Below are 21,959 nucleotides of genomic sequence, written 5' to 3'. Positions count from 1 at the left end.
TCGTTGTGACCTCCCAACGAGGAGACCGTAGTGCGTCGCCGCCCGCCGACGGAGGCTGGGCCCATGCTCCAGCCGCGCCCCACCGCCGACCCGGCACCCCTCCCGTCCCGCCGCCGCTGGCTGCGTGAGCTCGCCCACCCGGCGCTGGCGGTGGCGAACGTGACGCCGAACTGGTTCGCGGTGGTGATGGGGACGGGCATCGTCGCCACCGCCGCGGCCGGTCTGCCCTGGCAGCCCCCGGGGCTGCGTCCGGCGGCCACGGTGGTGTGGGGTCTCGCCGCCCTGCTGCTGCTCGTCCTGCTGCTGGCGACCGCGGCGCACTGGGTCTGGTTCGGCGCCACGGCGCGGCGTCACCACGACGACCCGGTGCTCGCCCACTTCTACGGCGCCCCGGCGATGGCGCTGATGACCGTGGGTGCCGGTTCGCTGCTGCTGGGCCCCGACGTGCTGGGGGAGCGGCTCGCGGTGGGTGTCGCCTGGGTGCTGTGGGCCGCGGGGACGCTGCTCGGGCTGGCGACCGCGGTGCTCGTGCCGTACCTGACGTTCACGCGGCACCGCACCACGGCCGACAGCGTCTTCGGCGGCTGGCTGATGCCCGTCGTGCCGCCGATGGTCTCGGCCGCCACCGGTGCGCTGCTCCTGCCGCACCTGCCCGCCGGCCAGCTGCGGCTCACCCTGTTCCACGGGTGCTATGCGATGTTCGGGCTCTCCCTGCTCGCCGCCTTCGCCATCATCACCCAGCTCTGGCAGCGGCTGGCCCTGCACAAGGTCGGGCTGGCGGCGATGGTGCCGACGCTGTGGATCGTGCTCGGACCGCTCGGGCAGTCGATCACCGCCGCCAACCTCCTCGGCGGGGACGCCGCCCTGGTGCTGGACCCGACCGCGGCCCGGGTGGTCGAGCTCGGCGGCGTCCTGTTCGGCGTCCCGGTGCTCGGCTTCGCGCTGCTCTGGGCCGCGATCGCGACGCTCATCACCCTGCGCGCCGTCGGTGGGCGGCTGCCGTTCGGCCTGACCTGGTGGTCCTTCACCTTCCCGGTCGGCACCTGCGTCACCGGGGCCAGCGCGCTGGCCCAGCACACCGGCGTGGTCGCCCTCGGCGTCCTGGCGACCGGGCTCTACCTGGCGCTCGTGGCAGCCTGGCTGGTGGTCGGCGTCCGCACCCTGCACGGCGCCCTGGTCACCGGCACCCTGCTCGCCCCGCCCGTCGCCCCGGCGCCGTGATCCCCGGGCCCCACCCGCCGGCCCGCGACTGTGGCCGACCCGCCCCATCCCGTCCGCGAGTGTGGCCGATCCGTCGCTTCGCCGACACCCATTCCGACGATTCCGCCACAGTCGCGCCATCGGTGCGGTGGGAACCCGGGGCGCGTGTGGTCGGAACGTCGGTGTGGGGCCCTGGCCCTTCTGACCGCCGGACTCCATCCGTCCCGTCCGCGACTGTGGCCGTCCCGTCGCTCCGGCGGCACCGATGCCGACGGTTCCGCCACACTCGCGCCACCGGGGCGGTGGGCACCGGCGGCGCTCGCGGATCCCGAGCGGCGGGGACGACCTGTCCCGCGCGGCTGTGGTTGATCCGTCGGTCCGGGGGTGGCCGTTCCGACGGTCCGGCCACACTCGCGAGCGCGCGGGCGGGTGGCGGCGGGCAGGGGCGGGGGTGACCCTGTGGCGTGGTGGTGTCGGTACCGACGGCGACGGAGCCGTCGTCGTCCGACCACCCCCCTCAGGAGGACACCCCCATGTGCGAGCACCCCACCCCCGCCCACCACCTCGGACGCCGAGGGCTGCTGCTGGGCGCCGGCGCCGGCACCCTCGGCCTCGGTCTGGCTGCCACCGGCCTGGCCGACCCGCTGGTTGCCGGCGCGGCCTCCGGCACGTCCCAGAACGGCTGGTACGCCGCCGACGACATGGTCGCGCGGAACATGATCAACCAGGAGTTCGCGGCCGGCGGCGTCCGGTTCCCCGCGGGCGTCCGGCGCAAGGCCCCGACGGTGATCCTGGGCTACGTCGCCCGGCAGTTCCACCGCCACGTCGAGCCGCTGCGCAACCCCGGCTGCTGGGGCTACAACTACCGGCCGGTCACCGGCGGCACCGAGCTGTCCAACCACGCCTCGGGCACCGCCATCGACTGCAACGCCCCGCAGCACCCCTACGGCGCCTCCGGCACCTTCGGCCGCGCCCAGGTCAGAGAGATCCGCAAGATCCTCACCTTCTGCGAGGGCACCGTGCGTTGGGGCGGGGACTACAACGGCACCAAGGACGAGATGCACTTCGAGCTGAACGTGGGCCCGAACAGCCCCAAGATCGACCGCATCGTCAACAAGATCAAGGGCTGAGGGGACTGGTGACCATGCTGATCAGCCGACGCCCGCTGACCACCCTCGCCGCCCTCGGTGCGGCGGCGGTCCTCGCCCTCGGCAGCCTGCTGGCGCCCCCGGCCGCCTCCGCCGACACCAACGGCACCGACCAGACGACGGCCCGTCCGTCGTTCCGGGTGCCGTTCCCCTGCCGGCAGGAGTGGCGGGCGGGCACCCGCGCCAACCACCGTCCCGCCAACGCCGTCGACTTCAACCGCGGCAGCGGCAACTCCGACCTCGGGCTGCCGGTCAAGGCCAGCGCGGCCGGCACGGTCGCCTCGGTCAGCACGACCGCCGGCCAGGGCTACGGCCTGCACATCGTCATCAACCACGGCGACGGCTGGTCCACCCTCTACGCCCACCTCCAGGCCGGCAGCGCCCGGGTGAAGAAGGGCGACCGAGTGAGCGCGACCACCACCATCGCCAACGTGGGCAAGACCGGGCTCGACCCCAGCGACCCGGCCCAGACCTCCCACCTGCACTACGAGCAGCGCCAGGGCGGAAACGACGTCAGGGTCCGGTTCGGCAGCTACGCGCTGCCCTACCCCGGCGAGCCGACTCTCAGCCGCACCCGCTGCGGCTGACCCACCCCCGGCGACGGCCCGGACGCCCGCGTCCGGGCCGTCGTGCGTCTCCGGCCGGCGCGTCCGGCGGCTGCCAGAATGCGGCCGGGAGGTGGTCGCGATGGCGTCACGCGGGCCGGTGAAGTCGGCCGACCGGGCGCTGGCCGCTGTCGAGCTCGTCGCCGAGCGGGGGTCGATGACCTTCGCCGAGGTGCTGGCGGCGCTGCAGCTGCCGCGCTCCAGCGGGCACGGGCTGCTGACCACCCTGGTGGACTCCGGGTGGCTTGAGCTGCAGGGCGAGCCGCGGCGCTACCGGCTGGGGCTGCGCAGCTGGCAGGTCGGCCAGCGCTACGACGGCCACCAGCTGCTGCTCGACACCGCGCTGCCGTTCCTCGACCGGCTGGTGGCCGAGACCGGGGAGACCGCGCAGCTGGCCCGGCTGGACGGCATCGAGAACGTCTACATCGGGATCCGGCTCTCTCCGCACCCGATGCGGATGGCGTCCTCGGTCGGCATGCGGCTGCACGCCCACGCCACGGGGATCGGCAAGGCGCTGCTCAGCGTGCTCGACCCCGAGGACGCACGCCGGCGGCTGTCGGCGGTGGTGCTGCCGCGGCTCACCCCGCGGACGGTGACCGACGTGGACGAGCTGCTGCGGGTGCTCGAGCGGGTCCGGCTGACCGGGTTCGCCACCGACGACGAGGAGTTCGTCGAGGGCTGCCGGTGCATCGCCGTCCCGCTCACCACCGAGGCCGAGACGGGGATCGCCTCCGCGGTCAGCGTCACCATGCCGACCTCGCGCACGGGCGAGCGCTGGCCGCACGGCCTCTACGCACCGCTCCGGGCGGCCGCGCAGGAGGTCCGCGAGCAGCTCGGCCTGGCGGGCAGCCTGTCGCCCTGAGGAGTGGCTGACCGCCTTGCCCGCCCCGGAGGCCGCTGCGATACTTCCGCGACTTCGCGGCCGTGAACCTCCGTTCACGAGCGTGAACCAATGGAAGGAGCCCGATGCAGGCGTTGCGGCTGGAGGAGATCGGCCGGCTGGCCGTGGTGGAGCTGCCCGACCCCGAGCCCGGACCCGGGGAGGTGCGGCTGCGGATCCACGCCACCGGCATCTGCGGGTCCGACATCCACGGCTTCACCGGGGAGAACGGCCGGCGCCACCCGGGGCAGGTGATGGGCCACGAGAGCGTCGGCGTGGTGGACGCCCTCGGCGACGGCGTGCACGGTCTGGAGGTGGGCCAGCCGGCCACCTTCAACCCGGTCGTCGTCCCCGAGGACGAGCTCGCCGCCTGGGCCGGCCGGGAGCAGCTGGCGCCGGGCAAGCACGTCATCGGCGTCCGCCCCGACGTGGTGGCCGGGTTCGCCCAGCTGCTCTGCGTGCCCGAGCGCAACGTGGTCCCGCTGCCGGCCGGCATACCGCTGGAGCTGGGCGCGCTGGTGGAACCGCTGGCGGTCGCGGTGCACGCGGTCCGCCGGGCCGGCGTCGGTGCCGGCGACCGGGTGCTGGTCACCGGCGGCGGGCCGATCGGGCAGTCGGTGGTGCTCGCCCTGCAGATGCTCGGCGTCGAGCGGGTCGCCGTCAGCGAGGTCTCGGCGACCCGGCGGGCGCTGGTGGAGCGGCTCGGCGTGACCGCGCTGGACGGGACCACGGCCGACGCGGCCGCGGTCGCCGACGCCCTGGGCGGGCCGGCCGACGTCGCGGTCGACGCCGTCGGGATCGACCCGACGTTGGCGCTGTGCCTGCAGGCCACCCGGCTCGGCGCGACGGTCTGCCTGGTCGGGATGGGGGCGAGGAGGGTCGCGCTCGACGCGTTCGCGATCAGCACCCAGGAGCGCACCCTGGTCGGCAGCTTCACCTACACCGCCCGCGACTTCGCCGACGCCGCGGACTGGATCGGCCAGACGCCGCCGCAGGCCGCCGAGCTGATCACCCGCACCGTCCCGCTGGCGGCCGGGCCGGAGGCCTTCGCCGAGCTGGCCGGGCCCAACGACGTCGCCGGGAAGGTCCTGGTCCGGCTGGAGGCCGACGAGCAGCAGGAAGGACGAGCATGAGCCAGCGCACCATCCGCGAGGTCCGCGCCTACACGGTGCGGGGCAAGGGCGCGGACTACCACGACCAGGAGGGCGCCCACTGGATCGACGACCACATCGCCACCCCGATGGCGGTCTACCCCGAGTACCGGCAGTCACGGCGGTCCTTCGGGCTGGACGTGCTGGGCACCCTGGTGGTCGAGGTGGAGGCCGACGACGGCACGGTCGGGTTCGCGGTGACCACGGCCGGTGAGATCGGCGCCTGGATCGTCGAGAAGCACCTGGCCCGCTTCCTCGAGGGCCGTGCGGTCACCGACCTGGAGCGGATCTGGGACCAGATGTACCGCTCGACCCTGTTCTACGGCCGTCGCGGGGTGGTGCTCAACGTCATCAGCGGCGTCGACCTCGCGCTGTACGACCTGCTCGGGCGGCTGCGCCAGGAGCCGGTGTACGCACTCCTCGGCGGGCCGGTCCGCGACGAGCTGCAGTTCTACGCCACCGGCGCCCGCCCGGACCGGGCCAAGGAGCTCGGGTTCCTCGGCGGCAAGATGCCGCTGCACCACGCCCCGGGCGAAGGTGTGGAGGGCTTCCGGAAGAACCTCGACGCGCTGGCCGACATGCGCGGACGGGTCGGCGAGGACTTCTGGCTGATGCTCGACTGCTGGATGTCCCTGGACGTCGACTACGCCACCCGGTTCGTCCACGCCGCCGCCGAGCACGGGCTGAAGTGGCTGGAGGAGGCGCTGATCCCCGACGACTACTGGGGCTACGCCCAGCTCAAGCGGCAGGCCCCGCCCGGGGTGCTGATCAGCACCGGTGAGCACGAGGCGACCCGGTGGGGGTTCCGGCAGCTGCTGGAGACCGGCGTCGACATCATCCAGCCCGACGTCAACTGGTGCGGCGGGATCACCGAGCTCATCAAGATCTCCGCGCTGGCCGACGCCCACGGCGCGCTGGTCGTCCCGCACGGCAGCTCGGTGTACTCCTACCACTTCGTGGTGACCCGGACGAACAGCCCGTTCGCGGAGTTCCTGATGATGCACGAGACGGCGGAGGAGGTCGTGCCGATGTTCTCCCCGCTGCTGCTGGGAGAGCCGGTGCCGGTGGACGGGCGGCTCCGGGTGCCCGAGACGCCCGGCTTCGGCGTCGAGCTCAACCCCGAGGTGCCGCGGGAGAGGCCCTACACGCACTGACGTGTCGGCCCGCCTGCCGAGCCCTCCGGTCGGCGGCCGGGTCAGTCGGGCCGCGGGGCGTACATGATGATGGCGACCCCGACCAGGCAGACCGCCGCCCCGAGGACGTCCCAGCGGTCCGGTCGGAACCCGTCGACGACCACACCCCACAGCAGCGAGCCGGCCACGAAGACGCCTCCGTAGGCGGCGAGGATCCGCCCGAAGCTGGCGTCGGGCTGGAGGGTGGCGACGAAGCCGTAGATCCCCAGCGCGACCACGCCGGCGCCCATCCACAGCAGCCCGCGGTGCTCGCGGACGCCCTGCCAGATCAGCCAGGCGCCTCCGATCTCGGCGAGCGCAGCCACCACGAACAGGACGATCGAGCGCACGACGGTCATGGCCGCGAGCCTAGGGGCGGGGACCGCCCTTCGACGGGCTCAGGGCGTTGGGAGAGCGGGTCAGCGGCGGCGGGCGCCTCGGAGGGTCGCGGTGGCGGCGGCGAGGAGGACCAGACCGAGGCCGGCGAGGCCCAGCGCCGGACCGCCGGTGGCGGCCAGACCGTCGCCCCGGTCGGTGTCGGACGGGTCCGCCGGTGCCTCGTCGTCGGTGCCGGGGTCGGTCGGCTCGGAGGTCGCGGTGGGCTCGGTGGTCGGGTCGGGCTCGTCCGTCGGCTCGCCGTCCGGCGCGGTCGAGGGGTCCTCACCCGGGCCGGGCTGACCGGTCGGGTCCGCACCCGTCGGCGAGGGAGACGGGGCCGGCGTAGGAGCCAGCGTCGGCGTCCCGGTCGGCGTCGGCGAAGGGGTCTCGGTCGGCGTCGGTGTCGGCGTGTCGGTCGGCGTCGGCGAGGGGGTCTCGGTCGGCGTCGGCGAAGGGGTCTCGGTCGGCGTCGGGGTGGGCGAACCGGTCGGCGTCGGGGTGGGATCGGGGGTCGGGGCGGCGGCGATGACCAGCTCGAGGGGCTGGCGCTGCTCGCCGACGGCCAGCAGCTGGGGGCCGCCGCCGGTCGGGGTGTTGCTGGCGACCAGCTCGACGAGGTAGGTGCCGGCGGTGCCGGCCGCGGGCGTCCCGGACAGCTCGCCGGTGCCGTCGCCGCGGTCGGTGAAGGTCACCCCGTCCGGCAGCACGCCGTCGACCGCGAGGGTCGGCGTCGGGTAGCCCTCGGCGGACACCGGCACGCTCGCGGGCTCACCCTCGGTGAGCTCGGCGCGGGCCGGGGCGTCGATGACCGGCAGCGCGGTCACCTCGACCTGCACCTGGACCTGGACGCTGCCGCGGGGGTTGGTCGCCGACAGCACGACGGTGGTCGCCCCGGCCTGCTCCACGGTGCCGGTGAGCAGCGCGGTGCCGTCGCCGCGGTCGGTCAGGGTCAGCCCGTCGGGCAGGGCGGTGGCCGCGATCTGCGGGAGCGGCCAGCCCGAGGCACTCAGCTCGACCGACACCGGCTCGCCGCGGTCGAGGGTCAGCGCGGTCGGCCCGGTCCACCGCGGGGCGGCCTCGGTGGTCACCGTCACCCGCTGCTCGGTCTCGCCCTGGGCGTTGGACGCGAGCAGGACCAGCTCGGAGACCCCACCGGGGCCGGTCGGCGTCCCGCTGAGGAGGGCGGTGCCGTCGCCGCGGTCGGTGAGGGTCAGCCCGGCGGGCAGGCCGGAGGTCGCGGTGATGACGACCGGGGCGGTGCCGCTCGCGGTCACCTCGGCCGCCACCGGCTCGCCCACCACCAGGGCCAGGGTGTCGGGGCTGGTGAAGGCGGGTCGCGCGGTGACGACGAGGGTGACCTCGAGAGTGGCGGTGGCCTCGGCGTCGTCGGTGGCGGTGACCACCAGCGGGTAGCTGCCGGCGGTTCCGGGCTCGGGCGTCCCGGCCAGCACGGCCGTCCCGTCGCCGCGGTCGGTGAAGGTCACCCCGGCGGGCAGGTCGCCAGCCACGGTCAGCCCAGGAGCGGGGAACCCGGTGGCGGCCAGCACGTGCTCAGCCGCGTCGCCCTCGACCAGCTCGACGGTGATCGCGTCGCGGTCGAAGGCCGGTGGCGCGGTGACCCGGAGGGCCACCTCGGCCACGTCCTCACCGACCCGGTTGGTGGCGGTCACCCTGACGGTGTGGTCACCCGGCTCGGTGGGCGTGCCGACCAGCCGGCCGTCGACCACCTCCAGACCGGCGGGCAGCCCGGTCGCGGTCACCTCGGGCACCGGCCAGCCGGAGGCCTCCAGCGGCAGGCTGACGTCCTCGCCGACGGCCAGCGTGAGCTCCGCGGGCAGCGAGAGCTCCGGGACGCTGGTGACCTCGAGCACCAGCTCGTCGGTGGCCGGAGCGCCCACCACCCCGTTCTCCGCGCGGAGCGGGATGGTCAGCAGCCCGTCCTCGGTCGGCGTCCCCCGCAGCCGCGGGTCGCCGTCGACGAGCACCAGGGCCAGCCCGACCGCCTCCAGGTCGGCGCTGCTGGTGACCTCGGGCACCGGGTAGCCGGTCCAGCCGACGAGGACGTCGACCGGGTCGCCGAGCGCCACCTCGACCCGGTCGGGGACGCTCACCGTCGGCACCGTGCGGACGGTCAGCGCCAGCGTCTGCTCGGCGCTGCCGGCCGGGTTGGACGCCACCAGCTCGAGCTCGGTGGGACCGCCCGGCCCGGTGGCCGGCACGGTGAGCACGGCCGTCCCGTCGCCGGCGTCGGTGAGGGTCCAACCCGCCGGCAGGGCGGTGGCGGTCAGCGTGGGAGCCGGGACGCCGCTGGCCGAGACGACGAAGGTGCCCCCGTCCTCGACGGGCGTCAGCTCGACCCCGGCGGCGGAGGTGAAGACCGGGCGCTCGTGGACGGTGAGCGTGAAGATCTGGGTGGCGGTGCCGGCCGTCAGCGTGAGCACGTGCGCCCCGCCGGTGCCGCTGGCGGGCGTGCCGGTGATCGCGGCGGTGCCGTCGCCGCCGTCGGTGAAGGTGAGGCCGTCGGGTAGGTCGCCGTCGAGCTCGATGGCCGGCACCGGGAAGCCCGTGACGGTGATCGGCAGCGTCACCTCCTCGCCCGCCACCACGGTGGCCCGGTCGTCGCTGGTGAAGGCGGCGTCCTCGGTGACGGTGAGGGTCAGCGGCGCCCGCTCGGCCCCCAGACGGTTGGTGGCGACCACCTCCAGCGCGAACCCGCCGGACTCCGTCGGGGTGCCGGTGATCGCCGGGCCGGTGCCGCCGTCGGTCACCGCGAGACCGGTGGGCAGGGTGCCCTCCAGCTCGACGTCCGGAGCCGGGAAGCCGGTCGCGGTCAGGGGGAGCGTGAACGGCTCACCCACCTCGGCCTCCACTGACGTCGGGGTCGTGACGACCACGTCCTCGGTGATGACCAGGTCGAACGTCGCCGACATGCTCCCACTGGGATTGATGGCGGTGACGATGACCCGCTCCTCGAAGGTCTCCTGGGGGACGCCGCTCAGGATGAAGGTTCCGCCGTCGGAGTCGCTGAGGGACAGGCCCGACGGCACGGAGCTGAGGAACAGCTGCGGTTCCGGGAAGCCGGTCACGCGGAACGAGATCTCTATCCGCTCACCCCGACGCCCCACCTGCTCGGTGGTCGGGGCCTCCACACCCGGGGGCGCGAGCACGGTGATGGTGAAGGTCCTGGTCACGCTGCCGAAGGCGTTGGACGCGGTGTAGCTGACCCAGTGCACCCCGCCCGGCCCGGTCGGGGTCCCGGTGATCCCGGTCGCGGTCGCCGTCAGCCCCCCGGGCAGCCCCGCGACCTCGACCGAGGGGTCGGGGTCGCCTCCGACGACGATCGGCACCGAGGCCGGCTCGCCGACGGTGACCTCGACATCGTCCACGGGGGCGATGGTGGGGGGCGTGCCGACGAGGAGCGGCAGGACGACCCCGAAGATGCGGTAGCCGTTGTCCACCGCGACGGTGACCTCGTAGCGGCCGGTCGTGGTCGGGGTGCCGGAGAGCACGCCCTCCCTGCTGAGCGTCAGGCCGGGCGGCAGCATCCCCGCGGTCACGCTGTAGTCGTAGTCATCGGGGTAGCCGCCGCTGGCGGCCAGGTGGTGGGAGTAGGCCTCACCGGCGACGGCCGGCGGAGGCGGCACGACGGCGGTGGCCGGTTCCGGCGAGCGCAGCGTCACCCGGGTCTCGGCCGAGGCGAGGGTCCGCTGACCCCACCCGTCGACCAGGACGCCGGCCGGCACCTGCACGGTCACCTCACCGGGACCGGTGACCGGGCCGATGCTGAGCAGGGACCCGGACAGGCTGACGTCCGTGCGCCCCGGCGCGGTCCCGCCGACCGTGACGTAGGAGGCCCGCAGCCCCTCCGAGCTGCCGGGTTCCCGGTTGACCGGCACCTCGACGCCGTCGCTGCGGAAGCTGATCTCGTAGCTGAGCGTGCGGGGCCCGTCGAACAGCAGGGTGCCGCTCGGGCCCTCCAGCACCGGGGTGGCGGGCGTGGGGACGGCCCCGCCGGTGGGGGTGGTGCTGATCTCGTCGACCACCGCGGTCAGCGTGCCTTCGGACACGTTGCTCGGGAACATCACCCGCAGCTGGACGCCGGTGATGCTGCTGAAGCTGGCGTCGCCCTGGAAGCACGCCGACGCCCCGCCGGTGCAGTCGAAGTTGAGCACCACCGCGAACCGGCCGGTGTTGCCCAGACTGGTGGTGTACGTGCTCCGCCGGCCCGCGTCGTCGGTGACGGTGATGCCGACGTTGGCCGCGGTGGGGTCCTCCGGGGTGCGGGTGATCGAGGCGAACTGGACGAAGAACTGGGTGTTGCTCAGCCCCGAGCGCAGGTCGGTGGCCGGGAAGGCGTAGTCGAGCTGGACCCCGGCGGCGCGGTTTCCGCTGCCGGTGGCGGTGATGGTGCCGAGGCCACCGGCCTGGCTGAACTGCCCCAACGGGGTGGTCCCGTCCGGGTCGAGCAGGGTCACCGTGCGGGTGCCGCGGACGTTCCCGCCGAAGTCGTCGATGAGGACCGGTTCACCGACCGCCTGCGCCGGGGCGGGGGCGCCCAGGGCCAGCACGGCGACCAGCAGGGCCAGCAGCAGCGCGAGCGGGCGGCGGCGCCGCAGAGGGCGGGAGCTGCGAGCAGGCAGGACGGAAGCCGTTCGGCGCATGACGATCCTCGGTGACGGCGCACGCCCCCGCAGCACGCACTGGACGCCCGACCCCCCTGGCCGGACGTCCGAAGTCTGGCAGCACCGCCAGCCACTCCGCCAGTGGTCCGCCCGAAGTTCCCGGGCTCAGGACGCCGGGGCGGACCGACCTCGGGCGAGGCGCAGGAGCACGACGAGGCCGAGCCCGGTGAGCACCGCGGAGACGAAGAAGATGTGCGGGATGCCGAGGAGGGCCACGCCCAGCCCGCCGATGGCCCCACCGAGGCCGCCGCTGAGCATGATCGAGCTCATGAACACCGACGACGCCAGCCCGACGCCGTCGGGGTAGAGCTGCTGGGCGACGGTCACGCCCAGGCCGGCCACCGCCGCCCACAGCGCCGCCATCAGCAGCTGGCCGACGAAGAGCCCGGCGACGTGCGTGCTGGTGGCGTAGGCGATGTTCGCCGCGATGCCGAAGGCGGCGCCGATGGTGATGACGCGCAGCGGGCCGATCCGGTCGGCGAGGCGGGCGAAGAGCGGCATCAGGGCGAGCTCGACGAGGGGCTGGATGCCGATCACCGCACCGCGCAGGGCGTCGGAGATCTCCAGCTGGTTGGCCATGTAGAGGGGGAGGAAGGCGAACTTGATGGTGTCGCCGTTCATCAGCAGCACGCAGGCGAGGACGAACACGTACAGCGGGGCCCGGCTGGTGCGGGCGGGCACAGCCTGGCCGGTGCCGGGTGCGCCGGGAGCGGTGGTCGGCGCGGGGACGCTGTGGCGGGGCACCCGCTGCAGGCCGAGCGGCAGCAGCTGGCCCACGGTCAGCGCCGCGGTCGCGAGCAGCAGCGGCCGCAGCCCCACCGCGGCACCGAACCAGCTGCCCAGGACGGGCCCGAGGATCCAGCCGGTGGTGAACGCCATCCGCACCGCCGACACCACCCGGTGGGCGGCGGTGCTGCCGTGCCGGGTGAGGTGGTCGCGGACGGCGGCGAAGAGCAGTCCCATCGAGGCGCCGGAGACGCTCAGCGCGACCGCGGCGACGGCGAAGGGCATCCACACCTGGGTGGCCAGCGCCATCGCCACCCAGCCGACGCCACCGACCAGCGAGCAGACGCGGTAGGAGCTGAGCCGGTCGCGCTGCCGGTCCGAGAGGCTGCCCAGCCAGTAGCCGGCCAGCGGGGCGAGCAGATTGGTCAGGTAGTACAGCCCCGCCACCGGTTCCGATGCGCCGAGCTCGTCGACGAGGAACAGCGTCATCTGCGGGATGGTCGCCGACACCGCGATCCCGGAGAGGAACAGCGACGCGAACGCCGCCCGGAGGAACGGGTCGCGCCAGATCGCGCCGGCGGCCGAGGACGTGCGAGCCGTCCGCGGAGGGGCAGGGGCGGTCATCGGGCTCCGGATCGGCGAAGGGGACGCTGGGATCAGCAGCAGCCTACGAGCCCGGGGCGGCGAACAGCTCCAGCTCGGCCAACCGCAGCGGCTGGTCCGGTTCGCCTCCCAGCCGCAGCCGGACGCTCGCCCACGCCCGCGGCTCCCCGCTGATGGCGAACGGCCGGGTGCGGGTGCCGGAGGGGAACCTCGCGCCGCTGCGGGCGTCCAGCTCGACCCAGGTGTGCCCGTCGGTCGACCCCTCGAGCACCCACCAGGTCGGCGCCCGGTCGGTGCCGGCGCTGGTCAGCGTGTAGCCCGACAGCCGCACCGGCCCGTCCCCGGGGGTGAACACCAGCTCGGCCGAGCCGGTGCCGAGGTCGACCGCGGTCCTCATGTCGTCGTCGGTCAGCGCCGACAGGTCGAGCCCGCCGCCGGCCAGTCGGCCGGTGGACGTCAGGTCGGTCAGCCCCGGGGGCGGCGACAGCGGCTCGTCCAGGTCGACCGCGCCCCAGTCGGTGGGCTCGTCCGACATCGTGAAGCGCAGGGTGCCGCCGCGGCGCAGCAGGTCGCCGTCGACGGTGACGTCGGTCAGCGGGACGCCGTCCAGCTCCAGCCCGGCGACGTGCACCAGCCCGTCCGAGGCCCCGGGTGCCTCGACCGTCAGCGACCGCCCGCTGCCCAGCGGCCTCACCGTGATCCGGTCGAAGGTGGGCGAGCCGACGGTGTAGCCGCCCGAGCCGACCCGCAGCGGGTAGAAGCCGAGCGCGGAGAAGACGTACCAGGCCGACATCTCCCCGTTGTCCTCGTCCCCGGAATAGCCCTGGCCGATGTCGCTGCCGACGAACAGCCGCTGCTGGATGTCGCGGACCAGAGCCTGCGCCCGCGGCGGGTCGCCGGCCCCGGCCAGCACGTAGGGGATGTGGTGGGCGACCTGGTTGGACATCCCCAGCATCCCGATCCGGACGTCGCGGGCCTCCCGCGCCTCGTGGATGGTGGAGTAGCCCGCCCGTTCCGGGGTGGTGAGGAAGGCGTCCAGCTCGGCCAGCAGCCCGCGGCGTCCGCCGTAGAGGGCGGCCATCCCGTCCACGTCGTGCGGGGCGTGGAAGGCGAAGGTCCACCCCGAGGCCTCGGTGAACGCCCCGCCCCAGTCGGCCTTGTCGAAGTCGGCCCCCACCGGCCAGGACCCGTCGGCGTGGCGGGCGGTGAACACCCCGGCGGCGGGGTTGAACAGCTCGGTGAACTGCCCGGCGCGGGCCCGGAAGTAGACGGCCTCCTCCCGCAGCCGCGGGACCCGGTCGGCCGGGGTGGCCGGGTCCTCGGCCAGGGCGGTGGCCATCTCGGCGATGCCGAAGTCGTTGATGTAGCCCTCCAGCCCCCACGAGGCGCTCTGGTGGACGTCCTCGGGGGTGAAGCCGAGGAAGATCGAACGCTCCAGCCCCTTGCGTCCCACCGCCTCGTTGGCCGGCAGCACGGTGGCGTTCGTCAGCGCGGCGTCGTAGGCGTCCAGCGCCAGGTCGGTCGGCAGCGCCCCGGCCAGGTACGTCTCGGCGAAGGCGACGTCGGAGCTGGTGCCGGTCATCAGGTCGGCGTAGCCGGGGGAGGACCAGCGGGCCACCCAGCCGCCGTCGCGGTACTGCTGGACGAAGCCGTCGACCAGCTCGGCGGTCAGGCCGGGGTAGAGCAGCGCGTACAGCGGCCAGGCCGTGCGGTAGGTGTCCCAGAAGCCGTGGTTGACGTAGAGCTTGCCGTCCTTGACCGCGGCGTTGGTCTCGGTGTCGCTGGCCCCGCCCGGGGCCGGACCCTCGAGCGGGTGGACCGGGCTGGCGTAGCGGTAGCGCGGCTCCTCGGCCGTCCCGGTGTTCTCGAAGGAGGAGTTGGGGTAGAGGTTGAGCCGGTACAGCCCCGAGTAGAGCGTCACCAGCTGCTCCTCGGTGGCGCCCGCCACCTCGGCCACCACGGACAGCCGCTCCTCCCAAGCCGCCGCGACGTCGGCGTGCACCTCCTCGAAGGTGCGTCCCACGAGCTCGAGGTCGTGGTTGCGCCGGGCCTGCTCGAGCGAGATGAACGAGGTCGCCACCCGCAGCTCGACCCGGTCGGCGTCGAAGGCGGCGAAGCGGGCGGTGCTGCTGCGCTCCCCGCGGGCCGCTCCGGACGTCCGCGGGCGGGTGTCGAACGCGCCGTGCACGAACATCCGCGAGCGACCGGGCCAGCGCGACCCGCCCTCGACCCAGCCGGAGAGCATGCCGTCGTCGCTGATCGACAGCGCCGACTCCCCGACCACCTGGTCGACCAGCACCGAGCCGTGGCCGGCCGGGAAGTCGAAGCGGTACACCCCGCCGTGGTCGGTGGGGGTGATCGCGGCGGTGAGGCCGTCGGTGGAGGTCACCTGGTAGAGGTCGGGACGGGCCACCTCGTCGGCGTGGTCGAACTCCAGCGCCCGCTCCGACAGGCCGGAGTCGGGATCGTGCGTGGCGGCGGGCAGCACCGCCAGCTGGTTGCGGTCACCCATCCAGACGGACGGCTGGTGGGAGATGCCGATGCCCTGCAGCTCGGGCAGGTTCCGCTCGTTGTTGTGGGCCTGGTAGGCGTAGAGGGTGCCGATGGTGCCCGCGTCGGTCATCGGGGTGAAGAAGGTGAACCCGTTGGGCCAGGCGGCGGCGGGGAAGTTGTTCCCGCGGGAGTAGCCGCCCGAGGCGTTGGTGCCGCGGCGGGTGTCGACGTGGCCGAGCGGACCCGCCGAGGCGTCGAGGCGCTCGGCCGGGCCGATACGGACGTCGTCGAGCCAGCCCTGGATCCGGGTGCCGGCGGGGGCGTCGGGGCAGGAGTAGGCGAGCAGCACCTTCACCACCCGGCGACCGGCCAGCGCGGACAGGTCGACCCGCACCGAGTTCCACTGGTCGGGCCACAGCACGGCGGAGGTGCCCTGGCCGCGGGCGTCGGCGGGGTAGCCGTAGACGTCGGTGGCGTCGGTGCCCGACAGCCGGGTGCCGTCGTCGAGCAGCAGATCGACCGCGACGTGGGTGCTGGCGAAGGTCTGGGCCTCGTCCAGCACCGGGAACACCAGGTAGTGCAGCTGGTGGCCGGCGACGATCTCGACGTCGACGTCGAACAGCTCGTTGGTGGCCACCGCCTCGCCGTCGGCCAGGTGGCGGCCGCCGTACTCCAGCGACCGGGTGCCGGTGAAGCCGACCCCGGGCTTCGCGGTGGCCGAGGCGGTCGGGCCGCCGGCTGGCACGGTGCGCATCGGCGTGGGCACCGGCTGGTCGTCGCCGCTGACGTTGCGGGTCTCGTCGCCGAAGGGTCGCGACACGGCCGGTGGGGCCTCGTCCTCCTCGAAGGAGCTGGAGAAGCCCGTGGTGGTCCGTCCGTTCGGCTGCGGGCGGCGGTCAGGGCGGGTCGACGGAGGCAGAGACATCACGCAGCGGACCTTCGCGGTCGGGGTGCCCGCGGGGAGCCGGTCGCGGGTGGCGACATCCCGGGTGACACCGCTGTCAGGGGTGTGGCGCCAACCTAGCAGCGGGGTGGGGAGGCAGGCTTCCCTCCATGAGCGGTGTGCTGCCGACCCGGACGGTCGGTCGCGACCTGTCCCTGGCCGTGCTGCTCGTGCTCGGCGGCGGCACCGGCTGGCTGCTGGCGCACCGGCCGGGCCCCGTGCTGGGGGCGGGGGTGCTGCTCAGCGGGGTGCTCGTCGTCGCCGGGGCGACGGTGTCGCTGTGGCGGCGGCGGACCCGGTGCGGGCCCGCGGACCGGGTCACCCTGCTCCGGCTGTCGATGACCGCGGTCTGCGCCGGCGGGGTGCTGCTCGCCGTGGCCGGCGTGGTGCCGGAGCGCACCTGGTGGCTGGCCCTCCTCGGCGGGGCGTCCGCACTGCTCGACGGCGTGGACGGCTGGGTGGCCCGGCGCACCGGCACCGCCTCCGACGCCGGCGCCCGCTTCGACGTGGAGGCGGACGCCGTCCTGCTGCTGGTCCTGTCGGTGGCGGCCTCGCTCGTGGTCGGGGTGTGGGCGCTGCTGATCAGCCTGCTGCGCTACCTCTTCGTGGTCGCCGGCCGGGTCTGGCCGCGGCTGCGGGCGCCGCTCCCGCCGCGTCCCTCCCGCCGGGTGGTGGCCGGTCTGCAGGCGATGGCGCTGGTCGTCGCGCTGCTGCCCCCCGCCCCGGCACCGGTGGCGGTCGTCGTGCTCGGCCTCGCGCTGGCGCTGCTGATCTGGTCCTTCGCCGTCGACCTGTGGGCGCTCACCCGGTGACCCTCCGGCCGCGGGCTACGGTGGCCCGGTGGCGGAGGACGACCTGGGTGACTGGTCGCTGGGCCGGCTGCTGTCCACCGCCGCCCGGCACGTCGAGCGCGACTGGAACGCCTACCTCTCCGGACGCGGGCTCACCCACGCCGGGCTGCTCGTCCTGCACGCGCTGGTGGACGGCCCGCGCAGCCAGCGCCAGCTCGCCGCGGCCAGCCAGGTCGAGGAGCAGACCATGGCCCGGGTGGTGGAGCGGCTGGTGCGCACCGGGCACGTCACCCGCGAGCGCGACCCCGCCGACCGCCGCCGGCTGCAGGTGCGGCTGACCGAGGACGGCCGCGCCGCCTACACCGCGATCACCGCCGGCGGGGTGGCCGACGACCTCGTCACCGGCCCGCTGGTCGACCCGGACGCCTTCCGCGCCGAGCTCGTCCGGCTGGTCCGGGCGGCCCGGCGCGGCGGCTGACCGCGGCGGCTGACCGCGGCGGCTGACCGCGGCGGCTGATTCAGCCCTGCTCGAGGGTCGCCAGGTCGTCGGCCGACAGGGTGACGTCCCCGGCGGCCACGTTCTCCTCCAGGTGGGCGACCGAGGAGGTGCCGGGGATGAGCAGGACGTTCTCCGCCCGCGCCAGCAGCCAGGCCAGCCCGACCTGGCTCGGTGTCGCCCCGACCCGCGCGGCCACCGCGCGCACGGCCGGCTGCTCGGTCACCTTCGCCATCCCCGGGATCGCCGAGCCGAGCGGGAAGAACGGCACGTAGGCGATGCCCTCGCCCGCGCACAGGTCGAGCACCTCCTCGTCGGAGCGGTCGACCAGGCTGTAGGCGTTCTGCACGCAGGCCAGCCCGACCGGCAGCGCCGTCCGCACCTGGTCGGCGGTGGCGTTGGACAACCCGATACCGGCGATCAGGCCGTCCTCGCGCATCGCGACCATCTCGGCCAGCTGGTCCTCCAGCAGCCCGTGGGATCCGCCCTCCATCAGGCGCAGGTTGACCGCGGTGAGCCGGTCGGTGCGCAGCGTGCGCAGGTTGGCCTCCACGCCGGCGCGGAGGTCGGCCGGCTGCTGGGCCGGCAGCCAGGCACCGGACCCGTCGCGGACCGCGCCGACCTTGGAGACGATGGCCAGCCCCTCGGGGTAGGGGTGCAGCGCCTCGGCGATCAGCTCGTTGGCGACGTCGGGGCCGTAGAACTGGGCGGTGTCGAGGTGGTCCACGCCGAGCTCGACGGCCCGGCGGAGCACCCGGACCGCCTCGTCGTGGTCGCGGGGCGGGCCCATCACGCCAGGGCCGGGCAGCTGCATCGTGCCGTAGCCGATCCGGTGCACGGACGTGAGGTCGGAGGAGAGCGGTGTCGTCGTCATGGCTCCACCGTGCCCCCGGCGCCCGGACCGGACCAGCCACCGTCCTTCCTGGTACCCGCAGGGACAGGCAGGGCCGCCGCGGCCGGAGCAGACTGGGCGCCATGGACTCCGAGCTGGCCACCGTCCTGCGCGTCTGGCGAGACCGCACCACCCCCGAGCAGGTCGGCCTGCCGGTCAACGGTCCCCGTCGGGTGTCCGGGTTGCGCCGCGAGGAGCTGGCGATGCTGGCCGGCGTCTCGATGGAGTACGTCACCCGGCTGGAGCAGGGACGCGCCGAGGCCCCGTCGGCGTCCGTGCTGACCGCCCTCGCCCGGGCCCTGCAGCTCGACGACGACGAGCAGGCTCACCTCTTCACCCTGGCCGGGCACGCCGCCCCCGGCCGGACGCGGGTGCTGCGCCAGGTGCCCGCCAGCGTCCGCCGGCTGACCGAGCAGCTCGGCGCCAACCCGGTGGCGGTCGCCGACGCCGGCTGGGGTCTGCTGCTGTGGAACGAGCCGTGGGCCGCGCTCTTCGGCGACCTCTCCGCCGCCCGCGGTCGCCGGCGCAACGTCGCCTGGCGGCGCTTCGCCGACGGTGCTCGCGGCGGGATCACCCACCTCGACGAGGACGCCTTCGAGCGCGGGCTGGTGGCCGACCTGCGCACCGCGCTCGGGCGCTACCCCGACGACGAGGAGCTGCGCTCGATGGTGGGCGACCTGCGCGCGAGCAGCCCCCGCTTCGCCGCGCTGTGGCAGCAGAACCGGGTCGGCGTGCACCGCGGCTCGCGCAAGACCATCGACCACCCGCAGGTCGGCCGCCTCACCGTGGACTGCGACGTGCTGACCGCCGACCGTGGCGACCTCAAGGTGATCGTCTACACCGCCCCGGCGGGCAGCGAGGCCGCCGGCAAGCTCGACCTGCTCCGCGTCCTCGGCCGGCAGGACCTCACCGGCGACCGCACCCGCTGACCGGCGTCCACCCGCCCCGACGTACGATACTCAGCATGCTGAGCGAATCGTCGTCGGGCGACCTGGCGCGTCGGGTCGTCACCACCGCCGCCGAGCTGTTCTGCCTGGTCGGGACGGCGGTCGGCACCGGCCTGCTGGGCACCGCGATCGAGGACGCCGGGCAGGGCTCGCTGTCGGCCCAGGCCACCCTGGTCGCCCCGGCCGGCCCCGCCTTCAGCATCTGGTCGGTGATCTACCTCGGGCTGTTCGCCTTCACGGTCTGGCAGTGGCTGCCGCGCAACGCCGCCGACGCCCGCCTGCGCCGCCTCGGCTACCTGCCGGCGGCCTCGATGGTGCTCAACGCGGTGTGGATCCTCGTGGCCCAGACCGGCCTGGTCTGGCTCACCGCGGTGGTCATCGTGGCCCTGCTCGCGGTGCTGGCGCTGATCGCGCTCCGGCTGGGGGCCACCGGGTCGGGTCGTCGGGTGGAGACGCTGATGGTCGACGGCACCTTCGGGCTCTACCTCGGTTGGGTCGCGGTCGCGACCTGCGCCAACCTCGCCGCCGCCCTGGTCGACCTCGGCGTCGAACCGGGCGTGCCGGTCGCCACCGTGCTCGGGGTGGTGCTGGTGGCCGGTGCCGTCGCCGCCGCTCTGGCGCGGCGGTTCGGCGGCCGGGTCGCCGTGGGGCTGGCCGTGGCCTGGGGCCTGGTCTGGGTGGCCGTCGGCCGGCTCACCGACGCCCCGCAGTCCGCGCCGGTCGCGGTGGCCGCGCTCGTCGCGGCCGCCGTCGCGCTGGGGGCCGTCGCCTGGGTGCGGCTGCGCCGGGACGCCGGGACGTCTCCGCCCACCACCGGCTGACGGCCCAGGCGCGGCTCCCGGCCCAGGGCCTCAGCGCGGCGGCTGGCCCGTCGGTGCCCCGCTCGGCGGCGTCCTCCCGGGACCGCCCGCGCCGCCCATCCCGCCGCCGGTCGGCTCGGTGGCGGTGTCGACCCCAACAGTGAGCCGGGCCAGGTAGCCCGAGCTGACGTCGCCGGTGACCGTGGCCAGCTGGGTCTCCCCGCCGTCGTCGCCGAAGACGCCGTCGGAGTCGAGGCCGACCGCGGCCAGGTTGGCCACCGACGGCTCGTAGCCGGGTTCGGCGTAGACCGCGCTGCAGACGTCCTCGGGCAGCGCCAGCTGGGACGTGGCGACCGCGGTGGTGCTGTCGGTGATGTCGGCCTCGGCGGCGTAGACCTCGAAGTGCACGTGCGGCCACCGGCCGGCGTAGCAGGCCGGGACGATGCTGGTGAACCGCACCAGCCCGTCGGCGTCGGCCACCTGCACCCCGCGCAGGTAGTTCTCGTCCTCCACGCCCTCGCTGTACATCGAGTAGCGGCCCTCGCGGTCGCAGTGCCAGACGTAGACCGCCGCGCCGGCGAAGGGCACCCCGCCGTTCGCGAGGTCGAGGACGGTCAGCTCCAGCTCCATCGGCACGCCCTCGGCCGTCCCGGTGGACTCGCCGAAGCTGGAGCGCAGGTCGCTGCGGACGATCCCGCTCTGCTCCAGCACGTCCGGGCCGTTCGAGCCGTCACCGGGGTAGGGGCCGGCGGTCTCGTCGGGGATCTCGGTGGTGCCGCCGCCCGTGGTCGCCGCGGCCGCACCGCCGGTGGCGTCCGCGCCCACCCCGCAGGCCGCCAGACCCAGCACCGACAGCCCGCCGCCCAGGGCGGCGAGCAGCCGGCGCCGGTCGACCAGGGTGACGACGTCGAAGCCCAGCCCCTGGTCGACCACCTCCTCCCCGGGTCGGGGGAGCGGGCGTCCTTCGTAGGTGGGCTGGTCGGCCATCGGGTCCTCCTCGGTGGGTTGGTGTGCTCCCACTGTGCGGAGGGATCCGGTGCGTCCGGTGGGCCGCGGCTGTGCGGTTCCTTTGAGGATCAGTCCCGGTTGAGCGCGGTCAGCTCGTCCGGGGTGAGCTCGAGGTCGGCGGCCGCGGCGGAGTCGCGGATCGACTCCGGCCGCTTGGCGCCGGGGATCGGGATGACCACCGGGGACTGGGCCAGCTCCCAGGCCAGCGCCACCTGCTGCGCGCTCACCCCACGGGCCTCGGCGACCTGCTGGAACGCCGGGTGCTGGGTCGCCAGCTCCTTGGCGTCGGACAGCCCGCCCAGCGGGCTCCACGGCAGGAAGGCCAGCCCCAGCTCGGTGCACACCTCGATCTCGGGCTCGCTGCTGCGGAACTTGGGGCTGTACTGGTTCTGCACGCTCACCAGCGCGTCGCCCAGCGCCTCCTTCGCGGCGCGGATCTGGTCGGGGTCGACGTTGGAGAGCCCGATCATCCGCACCTTCCCCGTCGCCGCGATCTCGCCGAGGATGCCGATCGTCTCGGCGTAGTCGCGCTGGGGATCCGGCCGGTGGTGCTGCCACAGGGCGATCTGCTCCACCCCGAGCCGCTGCAGGCTGTCGTCCACGGCGCGGTGCAGGTGCTCCGGGGAGCTGTCCTGCGCCCACCCGCCGCCGTCGGTGCGCAGGCACCCGCCCTTGGTGGCCAGGAGCACCCGGTCGCGGACGCCCAGCTCGTCGAGGATGGAGGCGATGAGCTTCTCGTTCTCGCCCTGGGCCGCCGCGCCCAGCTCCTGGCCGGGCCCGTAGGCGTCGGCGGTGTCGAAGAGGGTGACGCCGGCGTCCAGCGCGGCCCGGACGGTCTCGACCAGCTGCTCGCGGGGTTGGTGACCGGTCTGGTCGAAGGTCATCAGGCCGAGCCCGATGGCTCCGACCTCGACGCGGCCGACGGTGTCGTTGCCGATTGCACGTGTCTGCATGGGCCGACCCTACGGAGCCCGGGCGGCCGCCTCCGGAGCGGGTCGTCAGACGTCCTGTGTAACGCCTTGGTGACGCTCGCGCCGAACCATA

General features: G+C 74.7%; 17 protein-coding genes. 10 read left to right on the top strand and 7 right to left on the bottom strand.

The window, feature by feature from the left end; all coding sequences use genetic code 11:
• The first annotated feature begins 63 nt into the window (after positions 1-63).
• From DT076_RS14695 to rhmD, 6 genes are all read left to right on the top strand, one after another.
• Positions 64-1,221, top strand: a complete 1,158-nt coding sequence (locus tag DT076_RS14695) for a TDT family transporter (protein WP_114127440.1) — start codon at positions 64-66, stop codon at positions 1,219-1,221.
• Positions 1,222-1,733: 512 nt separating this feature from the next.
• The gene (locus DT076_RS14690; RefSeq protein WP_114127439.1) at positions 1,734-2,330 is read left to right on the top strand and encodes a M15 family metallopeptidase; all 597 of its coding nucleotides are present in this window, start codon (positions 1,734-1,736) and stop codon (positions 2,328-2,330) included.
• A gap of 14 nt (positions 2,331-2,344) precedes the next feature.
• Positions 2,345-2,935: a M23 family metallopeptidase gene (locus DT076_RS14685; protein ID WP_114127480.1), complete on the top strand. Its 591-nt coding sequence runs from the start codon at positions 2,345-2,347 to the stop codon at positions 2,933-2,935.
• A gap of 100 nt (positions 2,936-3,035) precedes the next feature.
• Entirely contained in the window at positions 3,036-3,815 is a 780-nt protein-coding gene (locus DT076_RS14680) for an IclR family transcriptional regulator (RefSeq protein WP_114127438.1), read from the top strand.
• 104 nt (positions 3,816-3,919) lie between these two features.
• The gene (locus tag DT076_RS14675; RefSeq protein WP_114127437.1) at positions 3,920-4,966 is read left to right on the top strand and encodes a zinc-dependent alcohol dehydrogenase; all 1,047 of its coding nucleotides are present in this window, start codon (positions 3,920-3,922) and stop codon (positions 4,964-4,966) included.
• On the top strand, positions 4,963-6,138 hold the full coding sequence (rhmD, locus tag DT076_RS14670; protein ID WP_114127436.1) for an L-rhamnonate dehydratase: 1,176 nt from the start codon (positions 4,963-4,965) through the stop codon (positions 6,136-6,138). The genes DT076_RS14675 and rhmD overlap by 4 nt, the downstream gene beginning before the upstream one ends.
• Before the next feature lie 41 nt (positions 6,139-6,179).
• On the opposite strand, the gene DT076_RS14665 is transcribed toward rhmD, so the two are convergent.
• From DT076_RS14665 to DT076_RS14650, 4 genes are all read right to left on the bottom strand, one after another.
• Positions 6,180-6,515 (bottom strand): YnfA family protein, encoded by a 336-nt coding sequence (locus DT076_RS14665; protein WP_114127435.1) that lies wholly within the window; start codon positions 6,513-6,515, stop codon positions 6,180-6,182.
• Positions 6,516-6,575: 60 nt separating this feature from the next.
• Entirely contained in the window at positions 6,576-11,195 is a 4,620-nt protein-coding gene (locus DT076_RS20275) for a putative Ig domain-containing protein (protein WP_114127434.1), read from the bottom strand.
• Positions 11,196-11,321: 126 nt separating this feature from the next.
• The gene (locus DT076_RS14655; protein WP_114127433.1) at positions 11,322-12,566 is read right to left on the bottom strand and encodes an MFS transporter; all 1,245 of its coding nucleotides are present in this window, start codon (positions 12,564-12,566) and stop codon (positions 11,322-11,324) included.
• 43 nt (positions 12,567-12,609) lie between these two features.
• The gene (locus DT076_RS14650) at positions 12,610-15,963 is read right to left on the bottom strand and encodes a GH92 family glycosyl hydrolase (protein ID WP_233493980.1); all 3,354 of its coding nucleotides are present in this window, start codon (positions 15,961-15,963) and stop codon (positions 12,610-12,612) included.
• 128 nt (positions 15,964-16,091) lie between these two features.
• Here DT076_RS14650 and DT076_RS14645 point away from each other — a divergent pair, with 128 nt between their 5' ends.
• A complete protein-coding gene (locus DT076_RS14645; RefSeq protein ID WP_114127432.1) occupies positions 16,092-16,793 on the top strand; it encodes a CDP-alcohol phosphatidyltransferase family protein in 702 nt (233 codons plus the stop codon).
• 28 nt (positions 16,794-16,821) lie between these two features.
• On the top strand, positions 16,822-17,250 hold the full coding sequence (locus DT076_RS14640; RefSeq protein WP_114127431.1) for a MarR family winged helix-turn-helix transcriptional regulator: 429 nt from the start codon (positions 16,822-16,824) through the stop codon (positions 17,248-17,250).
• A 40-nt stretch (positions 17,251-17,290) separates the two neighbouring features.
• Here the strand turns inward: DT076_RS14640 and DT076_RS14635 are convergent, their stop codons facing one another.
• Entirely contained in the window at positions 17,291-18,142 is an 852-nt protein-coding gene (locus DT076_RS14635) for an oxidoreductase (protein ID WP_114127430.1), read from the bottom strand.
• Between the two features lie 101 nt (positions 18,143-18,243).
• Here DT076_RS14635 and DT076_RS14630 point away from each other — a divergent pair, with 101 nt between their 5' ends.
• Together DT076_RS14630 and DT076_RS14625 are read left to right on the top strand one after the other, a co-directional pair.
• Positions 18,244-19,089, top strand: a complete 846-nt coding sequence (locus DT076_RS14630; protein ID WP_114127429.1) for a helix-turn-helix domain-containing protein — start codon at positions 18,244-18,246, stop codon at positions 19,087-19,089.
• 35 nt (positions 19,090-19,124) lie between these two features.
• Positions 19,125-19,928, top strand: coding sequence for a tryptophan-rich sensory protein (locus DT076_RS14625; RefSeq protein WP_114127428.1), 804 nt, complete (start codon positions 19,125-19,127; stop codon positions 19,926-19,928).
• Between the two features lie 30 nt (positions 19,929-19,958).
• On the opposite strand, the gene DT076_RS14620 is transcribed toward DT076_RS14625, so the two are convergent.
• A complete protein-coding gene (locus DT076_RS14620) occupies positions 19,959-20,894 on the bottom strand; it encodes an intradiol ring-cleavage dioxygenase (RefSeq protein WP_114127427.1) in 936 nt (311 codons plus the stop codon).
• Between the two features lie 89 nt (positions 20,895-20,983).
• On the bottom strand, positions 20,984-21,868 hold the full coding sequence (locus DT076_RS14615) for an aldo/keto reductase (protein ID WP_114127426.1): 885 nt from the start codon (positions 21,866-21,868) through the stop codon (positions 20,984-20,986).
• Between the last annotated feature and the right edge of the window lie 91 nt (positions 21,869-21,959).

It is taken from the genome of Desertihabitans brevis, from assembly GCF_003327535.1.
Classification (GTDB): Bacteria; Actinomycetota; Actinomycetes; order Propionibacteriales; family Propionibacteriaceae; genus Desertihabitans; species Desertihabitans brevis.
This window is presented reverse-complemented; position numbering and strand designations above follow the sequence as displayed.